This is a genomic window from Polymorphobacter fuscus (genome assembly GCF_011927825.1).
Classification (GTDB): Bacteria; Pseudomonadota; Alphaproteobacteria; order Sphingomonadales; family Sphingomonadaceae; genus Sandarakinorhabdus; species Sandarakinorhabdus fusca.
Genome location: NZ_JAATJI010000001.1, coordinates 2,068,338 through 2,083,574 on the forward strand (window position 1 = coordinate 2,068,338; position 15,237 = coordinate 2,083,574).

The 15,237-nt window shown below is 66.5% G+C and carries 16 protein-coding genes; 2 read left to right on the forward strand and 14 right to left on the reverse strand.

The window, feature by feature from the left end; genetic code table 11:
* Positions 1-89 precede the first annotated feature (89 nt).
* Both gyrB and GGQ62_RS09840 read right to left on the reverse strand, forming a co-directional pair.
* Positions 90-2,504 (reverse strand): DNA topoisomerase (ATP-hydrolyzing) subunit B, encoded by a 2,415-nt coding sequence (gene gyrB / locus GGQ62_RS09835; protein WP_152577477.1) that lies wholly within the window; start codon positions 2,502-2,504, stop codon positions 90-92.
* Positions 2,505-2,612: 108 nt separating this feature from the next.
* Positions 2,613-2,819 carry a hypothetical protein gene (locus GGQ62_RS09840; RefSeq protein ID WP_152577476.1) on the reverse strand — a complete coding sequence of 69 codons (207 nt, stop codon included), beginning with the start codon at positions 2,817-2,819 and terminating at the stop codon, positions 2,613-2,615.
* A 115-nt stretch (positions 2,820-2,934) separates the two neighbouring features.
* Here GGQ62_RS09840 and GGQ62_RS09845 point away from each other — a divergent pair, with 115 nt between their 5' ends.
* The gene (locus tag GGQ62_RS09845) at positions 2,935-3,432 is read left to right on the forward strand and encodes a hypothetical protein (RefSeq protein ID WP_152577475.1); all 498 of its coding nucleotides are present in this window, start codon (positions 2,935-2,937) and stop codon (positions 3,430-3,432) included.
* 5 nt (positions 3,433-3,437) lie between these two features.
* On the opposite strand, the gene GGQ62_RS09850 is transcribed toward GGQ62_RS09845, so the two are convergent.
* Both GGQ62_RS09850 and recF read right to left on the reverse strand, forming a co-directional pair.
* Entirely contained in the window at positions 3,438-4,952 is a 1,515-nt protein-coding gene (locus GGQ62_RS09850; protein ID WP_152577474.1) for a cryptochrome/photolyase family protein, read from the reverse strand.
* Positions 4,953-5,034: 82 nt separating this feature from the next.
* On the reverse strand, positions 5,035-6,111 hold the full coding sequence (recF, locus tag GGQ62_RS09855) for a DNA replication/repair protein RecF (RefSeq protein WP_152577473.1): 1,077 nt from the start codon (positions 6,109-6,111) through the stop codon (positions 5,035-5,037).
* A gap of 42 nt (positions 6,112-6,153) precedes the next feature.
* Here recF and GGQ62_RS09860 point away from each other — a divergent pair, with 42 nt between their 5' ends.
* On the forward strand, positions 6,154-6,648 hold the full coding sequence (locus GGQ62_RS09860) for a GNAT family N-acetyltransferase (RefSeq protein WP_152577472.1): 495 nt from the start codon (positions 6,154-6,156) through the stop codon (positions 6,646-6,648).
* Here GGQ62_RS09860 and GGQ62_RS09865 read toward each other — a convergent pair.
* The 10 genes from GGQ62_RS09865 to GGQ62_RS09910 all read right to left on the reverse strand — a co-directional run bounded on the left by GGQ62_RS09865 (position 6,624) and on the right by GGQ62_RS09910 (position 15,131).
* On the reverse strand, positions 6,624-6,896 hold the full coding sequence (locus GGQ62_RS09865; protein WP_152577471.1) for a hypothetical protein: 273 nt from the start codon (positions 6,894-6,896) through the stop codon (positions 6,624-6,626). The two genes, GGQ62_RS09860 and GGQ62_RS09865, sit on opposite strands and share 25 nt — an antisense overlap.
* A 379-nt stretch (positions 6,897-7,275) precedes the next feature.
* Positions 7,276-7,632, reverse strand: coding sequence for a HesB/IscA family protein (locus tag GGQ62_RS09870; RefSeq protein ID WP_152577470.1), 357 nt, complete (start codon positions 7,630-7,632; stop codon positions 7,276-7,278).
* Positions 7,629-8,078, reverse strand: a complete 450-nt coding sequence (locus GGQ62_RS09875; protein ID WP_152577469.1) for a DUF59 domain-containing protein — start codon at positions 8,076-8,078, stop codon at positions 7,629-7,631. The genes GGQ62_RS09870 and GGQ62_RS09875 overlap by 4 nt, the downstream gene beginning before the upstream one ends.
* 18 nt (positions 8,079-8,096) lie before the next feature.
* On the reverse strand, positions 8,097-9,350 hold the full coding sequence (locus GGQ62_RS09880; protein WP_152577468.1) for an aminotransferase class V-fold PLP-dependent enzyme: 1,254 nt from the start codon (positions 9,348-9,350) through the stop codon (positions 8,097-8,099).
* Entirely contained in the window at positions 9,347-10,090 is a 744-nt protein-coding gene (locus tag GGQ62_RS09885; protein ID WP_152577467.1) for a SufD family Fe-S cluster assembly protein, read from the reverse strand. Before GGQ62_RS09885 ends, GGQ62_RS09880 begins: the two co-directional genes overlap by 4 nt.
* Positions 10,087-10,827, reverse strand: coding sequence for a Fe-S cluster assembly ATPase SufC (gene sufC / locus GGQ62_RS09890; RefSeq protein ID WP_152577466.1), 741 nt, complete (start codon positions 10,825-10,827; stop codon positions 10,087-10,089). The genes GGQ62_RS09885 and sufC overlap by 4 nt, the downstream gene beginning before the upstream one ends.
* Positions 10,827-11,219, reverse strand: coding sequence for a hypothetical protein (locus GGQ62_RS09895; RefSeq protein WP_152577465.1), 393 nt, complete (start codon positions 11,217-11,219; stop codon positions 10,827-10,829). The genes sufC and GGQ62_RS09895 overlap by 1 nt, the downstream gene beginning before the upstream one ends.
* Positions 11,216-12,727: a Fe-S cluster assembly protein SufB gene (gene sufB / locus GGQ62_RS09900; protein ID WP_152577464.1), complete on the reverse strand. Its 1,512-nt coding sequence runs from the start codon at positions 12,725-12,727 to the stop codon at positions 11,216-11,218. Before sufB ends, GGQ62_RS09895 begins: the two co-directional genes overlap by 4 nt.
* Positions 12,724-13,188, reverse strand: coding sequence for an SUF system Fe-S cluster assembly regulator (locus GGQ62_RS09905; protein ID WP_153401223.1), 465 nt, complete (start codon positions 13,186-13,188; stop codon positions 12,724-12,726). The genes sufB and GGQ62_RS09905 overlap by 4 nt, the downstream gene beginning before the upstream one ends.
* A gap of 92 nt (positions 13,189-13,280) precedes the next feature.
* On the reverse strand, positions 13,281-15,131 hold the full coding sequence (locus GGQ62_RS09910) for a DUF885 domain-containing protein (protein ID WP_152577463.1): 1,851 nt from the start codon (positions 15,129-15,131) through the stop codon (positions 13,281-13,283).
* Between the last annotated feature and the right edge of the window lie 106 nt (positions 15,132-15,237).

Consider the following 15,237-nt stretch of genomic DNA (forward strand, 5'->3'; position numbering starts at 1 on the left):
TTCGCAGGCGGTACAAGGGTTTTGGCACGCATCGGGTGAACCGTTGTCGAACGCTCCAGTCATCGCAGCGAAAGGTGGGTCGGCGGCGGTCAGACGTCGAGATTGGCAACGTTGAGCGCATTGTCCTGGATGAAGGCCCGCCGCGGTTCGACGACATCGCCCATCAACTTGGTGAAGATCTCGTCGGCAAGGTCGGCCTCGTCGGCATCGACGCGCAACAGCGTGCGTGCGGCGGGGTCGAGCGTGGTTTCCCACAGCTGCTCGGCATTCATTTCGCCCAAGCCCTTGTAGCGCTGGACACTCAGTCCCTTGCGCCCCGAATCGAGCACCGCCTGCAAAAGGTCTGACGGCCGGGTGATGCGCCGGTCACCCAGGGTCGCCGAGCCGATGTAGCTGCCGGCTTCCTGCATCGCGAGGGCGTGCAGCCGCGGCGCCTCGGGCGAGGCCAGAAAGCCCGCATCGATGACGTGATGGTCGGCAACGCCGCGCCAGTCGCGCCGCAGATGATAGCCGCCTTCTTCCGCCGGCTCCGCGGTCCAGCGCGCCGTGTCGGTATCCGCCGCCGTCAGCCACAGCGCCGTCGCCCGCGCCGCGGTGCGCGCACCCTCGACCGACAGCAGCGGTGCCAACCCGCCATTGAGCGCCAGCGCCTCGATGACATGCGCCGGATAGCGCCGCGGCACATAATCCATCAGCGCCCGCATCTTGCGGGCATGATCGACGACGGCGCGCAGGTCGCCATCGGTGCGCGGGCCGGCGGGGGTCTGCAACACCAGCCCGCCCAGCCCGGCGTCGATCAGATAATCCTCCAGCGCCGCATTGTCCTTCAGATAGACTTCGGACCGCCCGCGCGACACCTTGTAAAGCGGCGGCTGGGCGATGAAGAGATGCCCGTTCCGGATCAATTCGGGCATCTGCCGGTAGAAGAAGGTCAGCAACAGGGTGCGGATATGCGCGCCATCGACATCGGCGTCGGTCATGATGACGATCTTGTGATAGCGCAGTTTTTCGAGCTTGAATTCGTCGCGGCCGATGCCGGTGCCCAGCGCCTGGATCATCGTGCCGATCTCGCGGCTGCTCAGCATCCGGTCGAACCGCGCGCGTTCGACGTTGAGGATCTTGCCGCGCAACGGCAGGATCGCCTGGAACTGCCGGTTGCGGCCCTGCTTGGCGCTGCCACCGGCGGAATCGCCTTCGACCAGGAACAGTTCGGATTTGACCGGATCGCGCTCCTGGCAGTCCGCCAGCTTGCCCGGAAGGCTGGCGATGTCGAGCGCACCCTTGCGCCGCGTCAGGTCACGCGCTTTCTTCGCGGCTTCGCGGGCAGCGGCGGCGTCGATGATCTTGGCCATGATCGTCCGGGCATGGCCGGGGTTTTCCTCAAGCCAGATCGCCAGCTTGTCGGCGATCAGCGCTTCCAGCGGCTGCCGCACTTCGGACGACACCAGCTTGTCCTTGGTCTGCGACGAGAATTTGGGGTCGGGCAGCTTGACCGACACGATCGCGGTCAGCCCCTCGCGCATGTCGTCGCCGGTCAGCGACACCTTCTCCTTCTTCAGCGCCCCCGAGCTTTCGGCGTAATTGTTGAGCGTGCGCGTCAGTGCCGCGCGGAACGCCGCCAGATGGGTGCCACCGTCGCGCTGCGGGATGTTGTTGGTGAAGCAGAGGACCTGTTCGTAATAGCTGTCGTTCCATTCCAGCGCGACATCGATGCCGATGTCGTTCGATTGGCCGTGGATGGCGACCGGCGCCGCGATCAGCGGCGTCTTCGACTTGTCGAGATATTGCACGAAGGCCGCGATGCCGCCTTCGTAATAAAGTTCGATGGTCTTTTCCTCGGCATGGCGTGCATCGGTCAGGTGCAGCCGCACGCCCGAGTTGAGAAAGGCCAGTTCGCGAAAGCGATGCTCGAGCTTGCCGAAGTCGAACTCGATGATCTTGAAGGTCGCCGGCGACGGCAGAAAGGTCACCCGCGTGCCGCGCTTCCCCTCGGGCGCCGGCCCGACGATCTTCAGCGGCGCCTCGGCATCGCCGTGGCGGAAACGCATCCAATGTTCCTGGCCATCGCGCCAGATCGTCAGCTCCAGCCATTCGCTGAGCGCGTTGACCACCGACACGCCGACGCCGTGCAGACCGCCCGACACCTTATAGGCATTGGCGTCGGAATTCTCGAACTTCCCGCCGGCATGGAGCTGGGTCATGATGACCTCGGCCGCCGAAACGCCTTCCTCGGTGTGAATGCCGGTCGGGATGCCACGGCCATTGTCGGTGACGCTGACCGAGCCATCGGGGTTGAGCGTGATCAGGATCAGGTCGCAATAGCCCGCCAGCGCTTCGTCGATGGCATTGTCGCTGACTTCGAAGACCATGTGATGCAGGCCGGAGCCATCATCGGTATCGCCGATGTACATGCCGGGCCGCTTTCGCACGGCATCGAGCCCGCGCAGCACCTTGATCGAATCGGCGTCGTAATCGGCCGGCGCCTGATGGGTTTCGTCGCTCAAATTCTTGTCCTTATCGCCGCGGCGCGTCACACGCGCGGCACATAAGGCACACTATAGACTCCCGCGCGCGTGCACGCGAGAGTCTTGTTCCTGTCCGCAGCGGAGCGGTCAGCCCACACCCTGTCCGGGCGGGTCGCTCGCCGGGAAGCTTTCATCTCCGGCCTGGTCGACGTCGTCCCAGCTGCGCTTCAGACGCGGCGGCAGGTCGGGGATCGCCTCGGGTCCGGCCGGGCGAATCTCCGGCACGCCCGTGGTCTGGCTGGCGAGCGGGCGTTCCGCATCCGGCGTTTCGCCCTTGTGATCGTCGTCGGTCATTGCTGGCACTCCCTCGCGCTCACCAACCGCCCGCGCCGCGTCAGGGTTCCGGTTGCCGATTCCGGAACCACGCGTCGGACCACCGGTTAAGACGCCGAGAGCAAGGGACCAGGCCATGACCGACGACAAGCACAGCGCGCCCGCCAGTGACGCGGCCAGCGGCGAGAAGAGCCCGCGGACAACCGTCATGGGCGTCCGGGACGGCAAGGGTGCCGACCAATATGGCGGCAGCTTCGGTGGCGGCCAGTCGGGCGGTGGGTCCTACGCCACCCCGCACGGCACCGCCGTCGATGACGCGCAGGATACCGGCGGCGGCCAGGGCGGCGGCAATCGCAGTGCCACCGGCAGCCAGACCGGCTATCACGGCGGTGGCCAGGCCGGCGCGGCCAATGGCGGCGGCGGCGACCATCACGCTGCCAATCGCGGCGACGGTGCCGCCGACAATGCCGCAACCTATCGCGATCACCCCAGCCAGCAGGGCGCGCCGACCGCCGACCAGTCCGACCGCAGCATCGATCGCGGCGTCGGCAACCCGGACCTTGCCGGCGAAGCGCTGGAACCCGGCGACCGTGTCCAGGGTGCCGACCGCCGCCCGGTGACCGGCAAGCCCTGACCCGACTAGAGTGTCGCCATGAAATCCGCCGCCTGCGCGCGGATGGCGGCCTGTTCATCGGCGTCGAAGCGATCCCAGCCATCGTACATCCGCCACAGCCGCTGGTTGCCCTTCAGCCTGTCGCGGTGGCGGGCCAGAAAGTCCCAGTACAGGCTGTTGAACGGGCAGGCCTCGGGGCCAGTGCGCAGCTTCACATTGTAGCGGCAGCCCCGGCAATAGTCCGACATGCGATTGATATAGGCGCCGCCAGCGGCATAGGGTTTCGATCCCATCAGGCCACCGTCGGCAAACTGGCTCATGCCGATGACGTTCGGCGTTTCGACCCATTCATAGGCATCGTCATAGACCGCCAGGAACCATTCATGGACCTGGAAGGGATCGACCCCCGTCAGCATGGCGAAGTTGCCGAGCACCATCAGCCGCTGGATATGATGGGCATGGGCATGGCGCTTCGTCGCGCCCACCGCTTCGGCAAGGCAGCGCATGCCGGTGTCGCCGGTCCAGTAGAACTCGGGCAGGTCACGCGTCGCCGCCAGATGGTTGCGCGCGGTGTAGTCGGGCCCGGCGATCCAGTGGATGCCGCGGACATATTCGCGCCAGCCGAGAATCTGCCGGATGAAGCCTTCGGCCGCGTTGATCGGCACATCGCCGGCGCGATAGGCGGCGTCGGCCGCCGCACAGACTTCCATCGGCAGCAACAGCCCGCAGTTGATCAGCGGTGACAGCTGGCTGTGGAACAGATGGTCCTGCCCCGCCACCATCGCGTCCTGGTAATCGCCGAACCGCGGCAGCCGTTCATCGATGAAATCGGCGAGACAGTCGAGCGCCTGCGCGCGCGTCACCGCGTGCGCAAACGGCAGGAGATCGCCGAAATGGTTGCCGAAGCGCGCCCCGACCAGATCGAGCACCTCGGCAGTGACGGCATCCGGCGCAAAGCCCGGCACCGGGGGATAGGCCAGGCCCTTTGCCGGCGTCTTGCGATTGTCGGCATCGAAATTCCACGCGCCGCCGGCGGGTTCGGCGCCGTTCATCAACAGCCCGGTGCGACGCCGCATGACCCGGTAGAAATCTTCCATCACCAACCGCTTGCGGCCCTCGGCCCAATCGGCGAATTCGGCGCGTGCGATCAGGAAGCGATCGTCCGGCCGAACCACGCACGGCAGCCCGGTCAGCGCGCCCCAGCCCTGTTGCGCCGCCAGCACCCGCCATTCGCCGCCTTCGGTCGTGACGATGCGCGTCGCCCCGTGCCGCCGCGCCGCGCGAACCACTTCGCCGTCGAAATCCCCGCTGTTGTCGGACTCGTCGAGCCGCACATAATCGACCGTCCAGCCGGCACCGCGCAGGTCCTCCGCAAAATGCCGCATCGCCGAGAACAGAAAGGCGATCTTCTTTTGGTGGTGCCGCACATAGGTCGCTTCGGCGGCGACCTCCATCATCAGCACGACCGTGTCCGCCGGATCGTCAGCGGCGAGCAGCCCGGGGCTCAGCTGGTCGCCCAGCACGACAAACAGACACGTCATGCCCCGGTGTCGCGCCCCGGCCCGCACCGGTCAATCGCGGCAATGTCGCGGGGGCCAATGCCGCGCACGCACCGCAGGGCCCTCAACCCTCCACTCGCCCTTCGACCACCCGCAACCACGTCGCCCCCGCAACGCCCGCAAACAGCCCCGGGTCGGTCCCCGTCATCCACAATTGCGACCCCGTCGCTGCCAACCGGTCGAACAGCACCGCCCGCCGGCCGGCGTCGAGATGCGCGGCCACTTCATCGAGCAGCAGCAGCGGCGCCCGCCCGGTGCGCGCCGCCACGAGCTCGGCATGGCCGAGGATGATGGCGATCAGCAGCGCCTTCTGTTCGCCGGTGGAACCCCGCGCCGCTGCCTCCCCCTTGGCAGCGTGCGTCACCAGCAAATCGGCGCGGTGCGGCCCCAACAGCGCCCGCCCCGCCGCCGCATCGGCACTCCGGCTCCGCGCGAGGGCCGCCGCGAAATCGGGGCCGGTCTCGCCCCCGCCCAGCGCCAGCAGCGGCCGCGCGAACGGCCCGTCCGGCGCTGCCGCCACGGCGTCCGCCAGCGCCGCCACCGTGTCAGCCCGTGCCGCGGCGATCGCTGCGCCATGCTCGGCCATCGCCGCCTCCAGCGCCGCAAGCCATTGCGTATCGGCCGGCGCCTCACCCGTCAGCAACCGCGTCCGGTCGCGCATCGCCGCATCGTAGCGCACGCTCTGCCGGGCATGGTCCGGGTGCAGCGCCAGCACCAGCCGATCGAGAAACCGCCGCCGCGCCGCCGGTGTGTCGGCAAAGATCCGGTCCATCGCCGGAGTCAGCCAGACCAGCGCCAGCCATTCGCCCAGCGTCGCCGCCGTCGCCGCGGCGCCGTTGACGCGCACGATCCGCCGTTCCGGTGCGGCGGCACTGGTGCCGGTGCCGATCTCCACGGCGCCGCCGTCGGCGGCCAGGGTCGCGGCCACGCTCCAGCCGCCAGGGCCGCTGCTCCGCGCCGCATCCGACAGCGCCGCGCCGCGCAACCCCCGCCCCGGCCCGAGCAGCGAGATCGCGTCGAGAATATTGGTCTTGCCGGCACCATTGTCGCCGGTAATGACAACGGCACCCGGTGCGGCGGTGACGGCCGCCACGGCGTAGGAGCGAAAATCGGTGAGCGCGAGGCGAACGATGGCAGGCATTGCGGCGGGTGTAACGCATCACGACAGCAACGGCACCCCGCCATGCTGATCCGCGCTGCCCGTGCCGACGATGCGCCGGCCATCTGGCAGGTCATCGCCCCGGTGATTCGCGCCGGCGAAACCTATGCCCTTGACCGCGACATGACCGAGGCCGACGCGCTCGCCTATTGGCTGGCGCCCGAAAAAACCACCTTCGTCCTCGAATCCGACGGTGCGATCCTGGGCAGCTATTATCTGCGCGCCAACGCCGCCGGCGGCGGCCGCCATGTCGCCAACGCCGGCTATATCACTGCCGGGGCGGCCAGCGGGCGCGGCATCGCCCGCGCCATGTGCGCCCATTCGCTCGTGGAGGCGCGGGCGCAAGGGTTTCGCGCCATGCAATTCAACCTTGTCGTCAGCACCAACGGCCGCGCCGTGGCGCTGTGGCAGGCGATGGGCTTTGCCATCGTCGGCCGCTTGCCGGCGGCGTTCGACCACCCGGCCCTTGGGCCCGTCGACGCGCTGGTCATGTATCAGTCGCTGGGATCGCGGTCCTGATCGGCGGCCTTGCGCGCCGCCTTGTCGGCCTTTTTTTGCGCCTTTTCGGCGGCTTCGCGCTCCTTGCGGGCCTTCTTGCCGGCGTTGCGATCGGCTTCCTCCTGGCTCGTCGTCAGTCCGTCGACGGCGGCGCCCGCAACCTGAAACGGCGCCTTGACGACGGCCACCGCCGCGCCCGCCACCGCCGTCGCGACGCAACCTGCGAGCGCGGCGGGCAGCACAAGAATGCAAAAGCATCGCAGAAGCATCGTTGTTCGACTATTCATGTTTTTGTCCGCGAGCCTAAAGCTAAATCTGCGCGTCAGCTCTCTTCTTGTCAGGTTCTGGGCACGACCGCCAAGCCGATCGCCATATCCAAATCATGTACACCGTGACAACTATGGCGACGAGTACCACACGTAAATCGCTTGAGAGATCGCGTCGAGCCCAGAAAAGAAGGCCAGTACCTCCGACCAAAAATACAAATCGCGGCAGCAACATCGATCTCGCCGACCATCCGATATTGTCGACCTGAAACTCCGATCCGGTCCATACAGACCTTAATCGACGGACTTGTATCCAGCTACTCCAATCCAGAACTAGAAGTCCGATGAAGTATCCGACCAAATATACCACAGTCATTTCGCCCTAGACGGTAAAGCTTTCCCCGCACCCGCAGCTCCCCTTGGAATTGGGGTTTTCGAAGACGAAGCCGGCGGCGAAATCGTCTTCCTTCCAGTCCATGCGGCTGCCGATCAGGTACATCAGGCTGCCCCCGTCGATGAACAGCGTGCCGCCAGGAGTCGTCACCGCCTCGTCACCCGGCTTGGCCTCGGTGACATAATCGAGGCTGTAGGCCAGCCCCGAACAGCCGCGCTTGGGCGTCGTCAGCCGCACACCGGCGGCCGGAATCGGCGCCTTGGCGATGATTTCCGCGATGCGCCGCGCCGCATCCTCGGTGACGGTGATCGGCGCCGGGCGCGGGCGGCGCAGGGTAGTGGTCACAACATTCCCATTTCAAGCTTGGCCTCGTCGCTCATCTTGCCCGGGTCCCATGCCGGGTCCCAGACCAGGTTGACCTCGGAAGACGCCACGCCCGGCACGCTCATCACCCGCATTTCGACTTCGCCGGGCATGGTTTCGGCCACCGGGCAATGCGGCGTCGTCAGCGTCATCGTCACCACGGCATGGCCGTCGGCGACCTCGACATTGTAGATCAGTCCCAGGTCATAGATGTTGACCGGAATCTCGGGGTCGAAGATCTGGCGCAGCGCCGCGACGATCTCGCCGACCAGATCGTCACCCGGTCCCGCATGCAGCGGCTCGGGCGCCTTGTTCAGAAAGCCTTCGAGATAATCCGGGTTGCGCTCCTGTTGCGCGCGCAGCGGCGGCGCCTTGGCGACAGGCGCCGCCTCGCTGACCTCTTGAACCTCGAATGTGCGCTCAGTCATGTGTCCGTCCTCGAAACTTCAAATGTCCGCCGTCACGGCGCCGAAAATGCGTGTCACTCGCTCAATGCCCGCCGCCAGCCGCGCCACATCGTCGAGGTCATTGTAGATGCCAAAGCTCGCCCGCGCCGTCGCCGGCACGCCGAGCACCGCCATCAGCGGCTGGGCGCAATGATGCCCGGCGCGGATGGCGACACCGCTTTCATCCAATATGGTGCCGATGTCGTGCGGATGCACGCCCCGGATGGCGAAGGACAGGATGCCGGCACTGTCCTGCGGCCCGAACAAAGTCACCGAATTGATCCGGCCCAATGCCGCCCGCGCCGCCGCGACCAGCGCCGTTTCATGGGCGTGGATCGCGTCCAGCCCGATCGATTCGACATAGTCGATCGCCGCCGCCAGCCCGATCACCTCGGCGATCGCCGGCGTTCCCGCCTCGAACCGCTGCGGCGGCGAGGCATAGGTCGTGGCCGCGAAGGTCACCGTCTCGATCATTGCGCCGCCGCCCTGCACCGGCGGCATCGTGTCGAGCAGGTCGGCTCGCCCCCACAGCACGCCGATACCCGTCGGGCCATAAAGCTTGTGGCCCGAAAACACGTAGAAGTCGGCACCCATCGCCTGGACGTCGATCGTCAACCGCGCCGCCGCCTGGCAGCCATCGACGAGCAGCAGCGCGCCGACAGCGTGCGCCGCGCGCGCGATCCGCGCCACATCGGCGACGCCGCCGAGCACGTTCGACACATGGGCGATGGCAACCAGCTTCGTGCGCGGCGTCAGCAGGGCTTCCAGCGCGTCCTCATCGATGCGGCCATCGTCCGTCAGCGGCGCCACGTCGATTTCGATACCGGTGCGGTCACGCAGCATCTGCCACGGCACGATATTGCTGTGATGTTCGAGCGCCGACAGCAGCACCCGGTCGCCGGCGACGAGGCGCTGGCCCCAGCTCTGCGCCACCAGGTTGATGCCTTCGGTCGCGCCGCGCACGAAGACCACCTCCCCGGGAGACGCCGCATGGATGAAGCGCGCCACCGTCTCGCGCGCCGCTTCATAGCGCATGGTCATGGTCGCCGACCGTTCATAGACGCCGCGATGCACCGTCGCATAATCGGCGCCATAAGCGCGCGCGATGGCATCGATGACGACCTGCGGCTTCTGCGCCGTGGCCGCGGTGTCGAGATAGGCCCAATTGCCGGCAAGCCCGGGGAAATCGGCCTTCCGGCTTCCCTCCGGAACGCGGGTCGCGTCGGACGTCTGTTCGGCCAGCACGCCGCTCATGCCACGGCCTCCAGCAGCGCCGTCACCCGCGCTTCGGCGGCTTCGCGCGCGTCGTCGTCGCCGATCCCGGCGAGCGCATCCGACAGGAACGCGCGCGTCAGCAGCGCCTGCGCCGCCAGCGGCGGCACACCGCGGCTTTCGAGATAGAACAACGCATTGCGGTCGAGTTCGCCGACCGTCGCACCATGGGCGCATTTGACGTCATCGGCAAAAATCTCCAGCTCGGGCTTGGCATTCGCCGTCGCACCCCGGTCGAGCAACAGTGCCTTGAACGACTGCGCCGCATCGGTCTGCTGGCCGGCGCGTGCCACGGCCACCTTGCCGAGATAGGTCGCGGTCGCCGTGCCGCCCGCCACGCAGCGGACGACCTGCTTGCTCACCGCCCCCGGCCCCAGATGGCGCACCGTGGTGACGATCTCCAGCACCTGCTCGCCGCCGGCGATGATGATGCCGCCAAGGTCGAAGCGTGCGCCGGCATGCAGCGCCACGTCGAGCGCCACCCGCCCATAGGCACCGCCGCTGTTGATGATGTGGAAGGCCAGTGCGCCGCCCGCCTCGATCACCACGTCGAACTGGCGGATGGTCGCGCTGCCCGGACCGGCATCCTGCACGACCATCCGCGTCTCCGCCGTACCGGCCGCGACCTGGACGACTTCGGCCGCCACCGGCCAGGCGCGTGCCACCTGCGCGATATCGCTGTACCGCCAATCCTCCAGCCGCCGGGTCGGGACCGCCGTCACGCCGCGATCGCCGTATAGCCATCGGCTTCGAGCACATGCGCCAGTTCCGGGCCGCCAGTGCGCACGATCCGCCCCGCCACCAGCACATGGACATAATCCGGCACGACATAGTCGAGTAGCCGCTGATAATGGGTGATCAGCAGCGTCGCGCGATCGGGCGACCGCATCCGGTTGATGCCGTCCGACACCACCCGCAGCGCATCGATGTCGAGGCCGCTGTCGGTCTCGTCGAGCACCGCCAGCCGGGGTTCGAGCACCGCCATCTGCACCATTTCGTTGCGCTTCTTCTCGCCGCCCGAAAACCCCTGGTTCACCGAACGCTTGAGCATCTCATAAGGCAGCCCCAGCTCCGCCGCCGCCGCCTTGACCAGCTTCATGAACTCGGCACCCGAAGCTTCGGTCTCGCCGCGCAACACACGCTGGGCGTTGAGCGCCGTGCGCAGGAACATCAGGTTCGATACGCCGGGGATTTCGACGGGATATTGCAGCCCCAGGAACACGCCGGCGGCGGCGCGCTCGTGCGGTGCCAGGGCCAGCAGGTCGGACCCCATGAAGGTCACCGACCCGCCCGTCACTTCGTAACCGGCGCGCCCGGCGAGCACATAGGACAGCGTCGACTTGCCGGCGCCGTTCGGCCCCATGATGGCATGGACCTCGCCGCCGCCGACCGTCAGCGACAGCCCGTTGAGGATGGTCTTGCCGTCGATTTCGGCGCGAAGATTGTCGATGACGAGCATTAGTTCACCTTTTTCGGGTCGGCCGTCTGGCGCTGGACAATGGCAACCACTGTCTGCTGGCGCAGTTCGTCCTCGATGGTGGCGATCGACGCTTCGGCGACCGCCTTCGACTGGTCGATGCTGAACTTGGGATGGCCGATCTGGTGGAAGGCGATGACATCGGCCATCAGCGCGTTGCGCTGGTCCTTGCACGCCAGCACGACACGATTGGCGATCGACCCGGCAGCGTCGCCAGCGACATCGGCGGAGCCTGCGCCCCGGGTGATGCAATCCGAATAGGCCTTGGTCGCCGCATCCATCTTCGCCTGCTGCGCCGCGCCTTCGGTCGGCCGGGGCGGCGCGGCGGGCGAACAGGCGGCGAGCAGCAGGGCAAGGCCGAGGACGCGCCTCATCCGACGCTTCCTTCCAGCGAAATCCCGAGCAGCTTCTGCGCTTCCACCGCGAATTCCATCGGCAGCTGCTGCAGCACTTCCTTGCAGAAGCCGTTGACGATCAACGCCACTGCCGCCTCGGCATCGAGCCCGCGCGACTGCGCATAGAACAGCTGGTCGTCGCTGATCTTCGACGTCGTCGCCTCATGCTCGATGATCGCGGTCGGGTTGCGCACCTCGATATAGGGCACGGTATGGGCACCGCAGTCCGACCCCAGCAGCAGCGAATCGCACTGGGTATGATTGCGCGCGCCTTCCGCCGACGCCGCCACCCGCACCAGCCCGCGATAGGTGCCCTGCGAGCGCCCGGCCGAAATGCCCTTGCTGACGATCGTCGACCTGGTGCCGCGGCCGAGGTGGATCATCTTGGTGCCGGTATCGGCCTGCTGGCGATTGTTGGTCACCGCCACCGAATAGAATTCGCCGACCGAATCTTCACCACTGAGCACGCAGGACGGATATTTCCAGGTGATCGCGCTGCCGGTTTCGACCTGGGTCCAGCTGACCTTGCTGCGCTTGCCGAGGCAGTTCGCCCGCTTGGTGACGAAATTGTAGATGCCGCCGACGCCATTGGCGTCGCCCGGATACCAGTTCTGCACCGTCGAATATTTGATCTCGGCATCGTCCATCGCCACCAGTTCGACGACCGCTGCATGCAGCTGGTTTTCATCGCGCATCGGCGCCGTACAGCCTTCGAGATAGCTGACATGCGAGCCCTTGTCGGCGATGATCAGCGTCCGTTCGAACTGCCCGGTGTTGGCGGCGTTGATGCGGAAATAGGTACTCAGCTCCATCGGGCAGCGCACGCCTTCGGGGATGTAGACGAACGTCCCGTCCGAAAACACCGCGCTGTTGAGGCAGGCGAAGTAATTGTCATGCTGCGGCACGACGCTGCCCAGCCATTTGCGCACCAGGTCGGGATATTCCTTCACCGCCTCGCTGATCGAGCGGAAGATGACTCCGGCGCGCTCCAGCTCGGCGCGGAACGTCGTGGCGACGCTGACCGAATCGAACACCGCATCGACGGCGATCCGGCGCGATCCCTCGACGCCCGCCAGCACCTCCTGCTCGGCGATCGGGATGCCCAGCTTCTCATAGGTCCGCCGGATTTCGGGATCGAGTTCGTCGAGCGACCCGATCGTCGGCTTCGCCTTGGGCGCCGCGTAATAATAGGCGTCCTGATAATCGATCGGCGCGATGTCGAGTTTGGCCCAGTCGGGCTCGACCATCGTCAGCCAGCGCCGAAAGGCCTTGAGCCGCCAGTCGAGCAGCCATTGCGGCTCGCCTTTCTTGGCCGAAATATAGCGCACCGTGTCTTCGGACAGGCCCTTGGGTGCCATTTCCGATTCGATGTCGGAGGTAAAGCCCCATTTGTAGGTCGCCAGATCGGCGACAGCCGCACGCGCTTCCTGGTCGAGAAGCGGCGCGTCCGCCACCGGCGCGTCGATCGCTGCACTATTGTCCGTCATGCTTCCACTTTCTCGGTCGCGCACACCGCGGCGGGCACGGGCCCGGCAGTCTGCACCGCCGGCTGCAACAGGTCGGCAAGCGTTACCGCTGCCAGTGCGTCGCGTACCGCACGATTGATCGGGCCCCAATGGCCCCTGACGCCGCAATGGCCCTCGATGGCGCAATTGCTCGTTTCGCCCGCCTGGCAGTTGGTCAGCGCGATCGGGCCATCGACAGCCTCGACGATCGCAGCGACGCTGATCGCGGCCGGACGCAACGCCAGCGAAAATCCACCGGCGACGCCGCGCGACGCCGTCAGCAGGCCGCCGCGCGCCAACGTTCCCATCAGCTTGGCGACCGTCGGCGCCGGAATTCCGGTCACGTCCGCCACCCGCGCCGCCGACAGCCTGACGCCCGGCTCGCGCGCCGCTGCTGTCATCACCACGACGGCGTAATCGGCAAGGTTGGTGAGGCGGATCAAGGGCAACCCTTAAAGCGGAGTAATTTCATCCGCTATGTGGGGCGAAAGCGCCGAAAGTCAATGCCGAAGCGCTCCCGCTGAGCTGGGCTCGCTCAGGGCTCCTGCGCATATTGCTTCGCCGACGCGATCCACGCATCGACATTCTCCTCGAGGATGTCGAGCGGCACCGCACCGGTCTTCAGCACGACATTGTGAAAGTCGCGAATGTCGAAATTGTCGGGTCCCAAGGCCTTTTCCGCCCGGTCGCGCAGCTCCGAAATCTTCAGCCGGCCGACCATGTACGCCGTCGCCTGGCCCGGATAGACAGCATAGCGCTCGATCGCCTTTTCGATCCCGCCCAGCGGTTCGGCGCTGTTCGCGGTCAGATATTTGATCGCGTCCTCGCGGCTCCAGTGCTTGTCGTGGATGCCGGTGTCGACGACCAGCCGGATGGCGCGATGCAGTTCCAGCTGCAGCCGCCCGAAATCGTCGTTGGGGTCGGCATATTGCCCCATCTCCTTCGCCAGCTTTTCCGAATACAGCCCCCAGCCCTCGCTGTACGCGGTAAAGCCGCCGAACTTGCGGAACGCCGGAACATTCTTCAACTCCGTCGAATTGGCCCGCTCGAGATGATGCCCCGGCAGCCCTTCATGGTAGATCAGCGGCTCGATCTCGGTCGTCGGCATGTCGGCCATGCGGTAGAGATTGACATAGACCGTTCCGGGCCGTGACCCATCCTCCGCCGGCGACTGGTAGAATGCCTTGCCCGCCGACTGCTCGCGGAACGGCTCGACTGCTTTCACCACCACCGGTGCCTTGGGCAGGTTGGCGAAATATTGCGGCAGCTTGGGGCGGATATCGTCGAGGAAGGCGTTGGCGCGCTTCAGATATTCCGCCTTGCCGGCCTCGCCTTCCGGCAGGTTGAAGGCCTTGTTGTTGCGCATATACGCCAGGAATTCGGGCAGAGCGCCCTTGAAGCCGGTCTTCCTGGCAATCTCCATCATCTCGCCATGGATGCGTTCGACCTGCGCCAGCCCCAGCGCGTGGATCTGCGCCGCGGTCATGTCGGTCGTCGTGTAATTGGCCAGGTTGGCGGCGTAATAGGCGGCGCCGTCCTTGAACCGCCAGATGCCGTCGATGGTGCCGGCCTTCTTCTCCTGCGCCTCCATCGCCGTCACCAGCCGCCGATACGCCGGCTGCACGCTGGTCAGCAGCGCCTTCGTCGCGTCGGCCACCAGCGCATCCTTTTCGCCCGGCGCGATGTCGAGTCTGGCGACCTTGGCCTTGAAGTCGGCAAGCAGCGGCGAATCGACCCCGGAGTTGTCGAACGGCGCACCCTTCACCGTGTTGCGGGCATCGTTGATGACATAGGGATAGACCCATTTCGGCGGCATCACACCGGCCCTGGCGCGCGTTTCGCTGGTCGCGATTTCCTGGTCGAGCGCCGGGCCGATGCCCTGCAACCGCGCCACATAGGCCTGAGCATCGGCCTTGGTCTTGATACCATGGATGTTGATCAGGAACGCCGGATATTCGCTCTGCGCGCCGTTCATCTGGTCAAAGACATAATTGTCATGGCGGAAGCGGAAGCCGGCATCGCGGCGCTGCATCGCCTTTTCGAACAACCGGTATGACAGCTTCGAATCGGGGCTGAGATCGGCCTTGGCAAAGCGCGCCCGCATGTCCGCCAGCGCCTTCTGGTCGGCGTCATGGTTGCGGATCGCCGCGGCGTCGCTGCCGTCGTTCCATTTGTCCTGGTCGGTCTTGATGCCGCGATAGCTTTGCCCCTGCGGGCTGCGCGCCAGCTGCGCCTTGTCATAGGCATCGAAGAACGCCGCCAGTTCGGCATCGGCGGCGGTCGCCGGCTTTGCCGCGGGCGCAGCCGCAGCGGCGGGCGCCGGCGCCTGCGCGAGCAACGGGGCGGGCAGGATCAAGGCGGCGGCGAGCAGGTAAATGTGGCGCATGAAACCTCGCGGGCAAACAATCGATGCTGCCTGCTAGCGCCGATTGCCACGCCTGCAAACAGCTTGCGAAAACGCCCATCGCAAGCGCGCGCCTTTCCCGCTACGT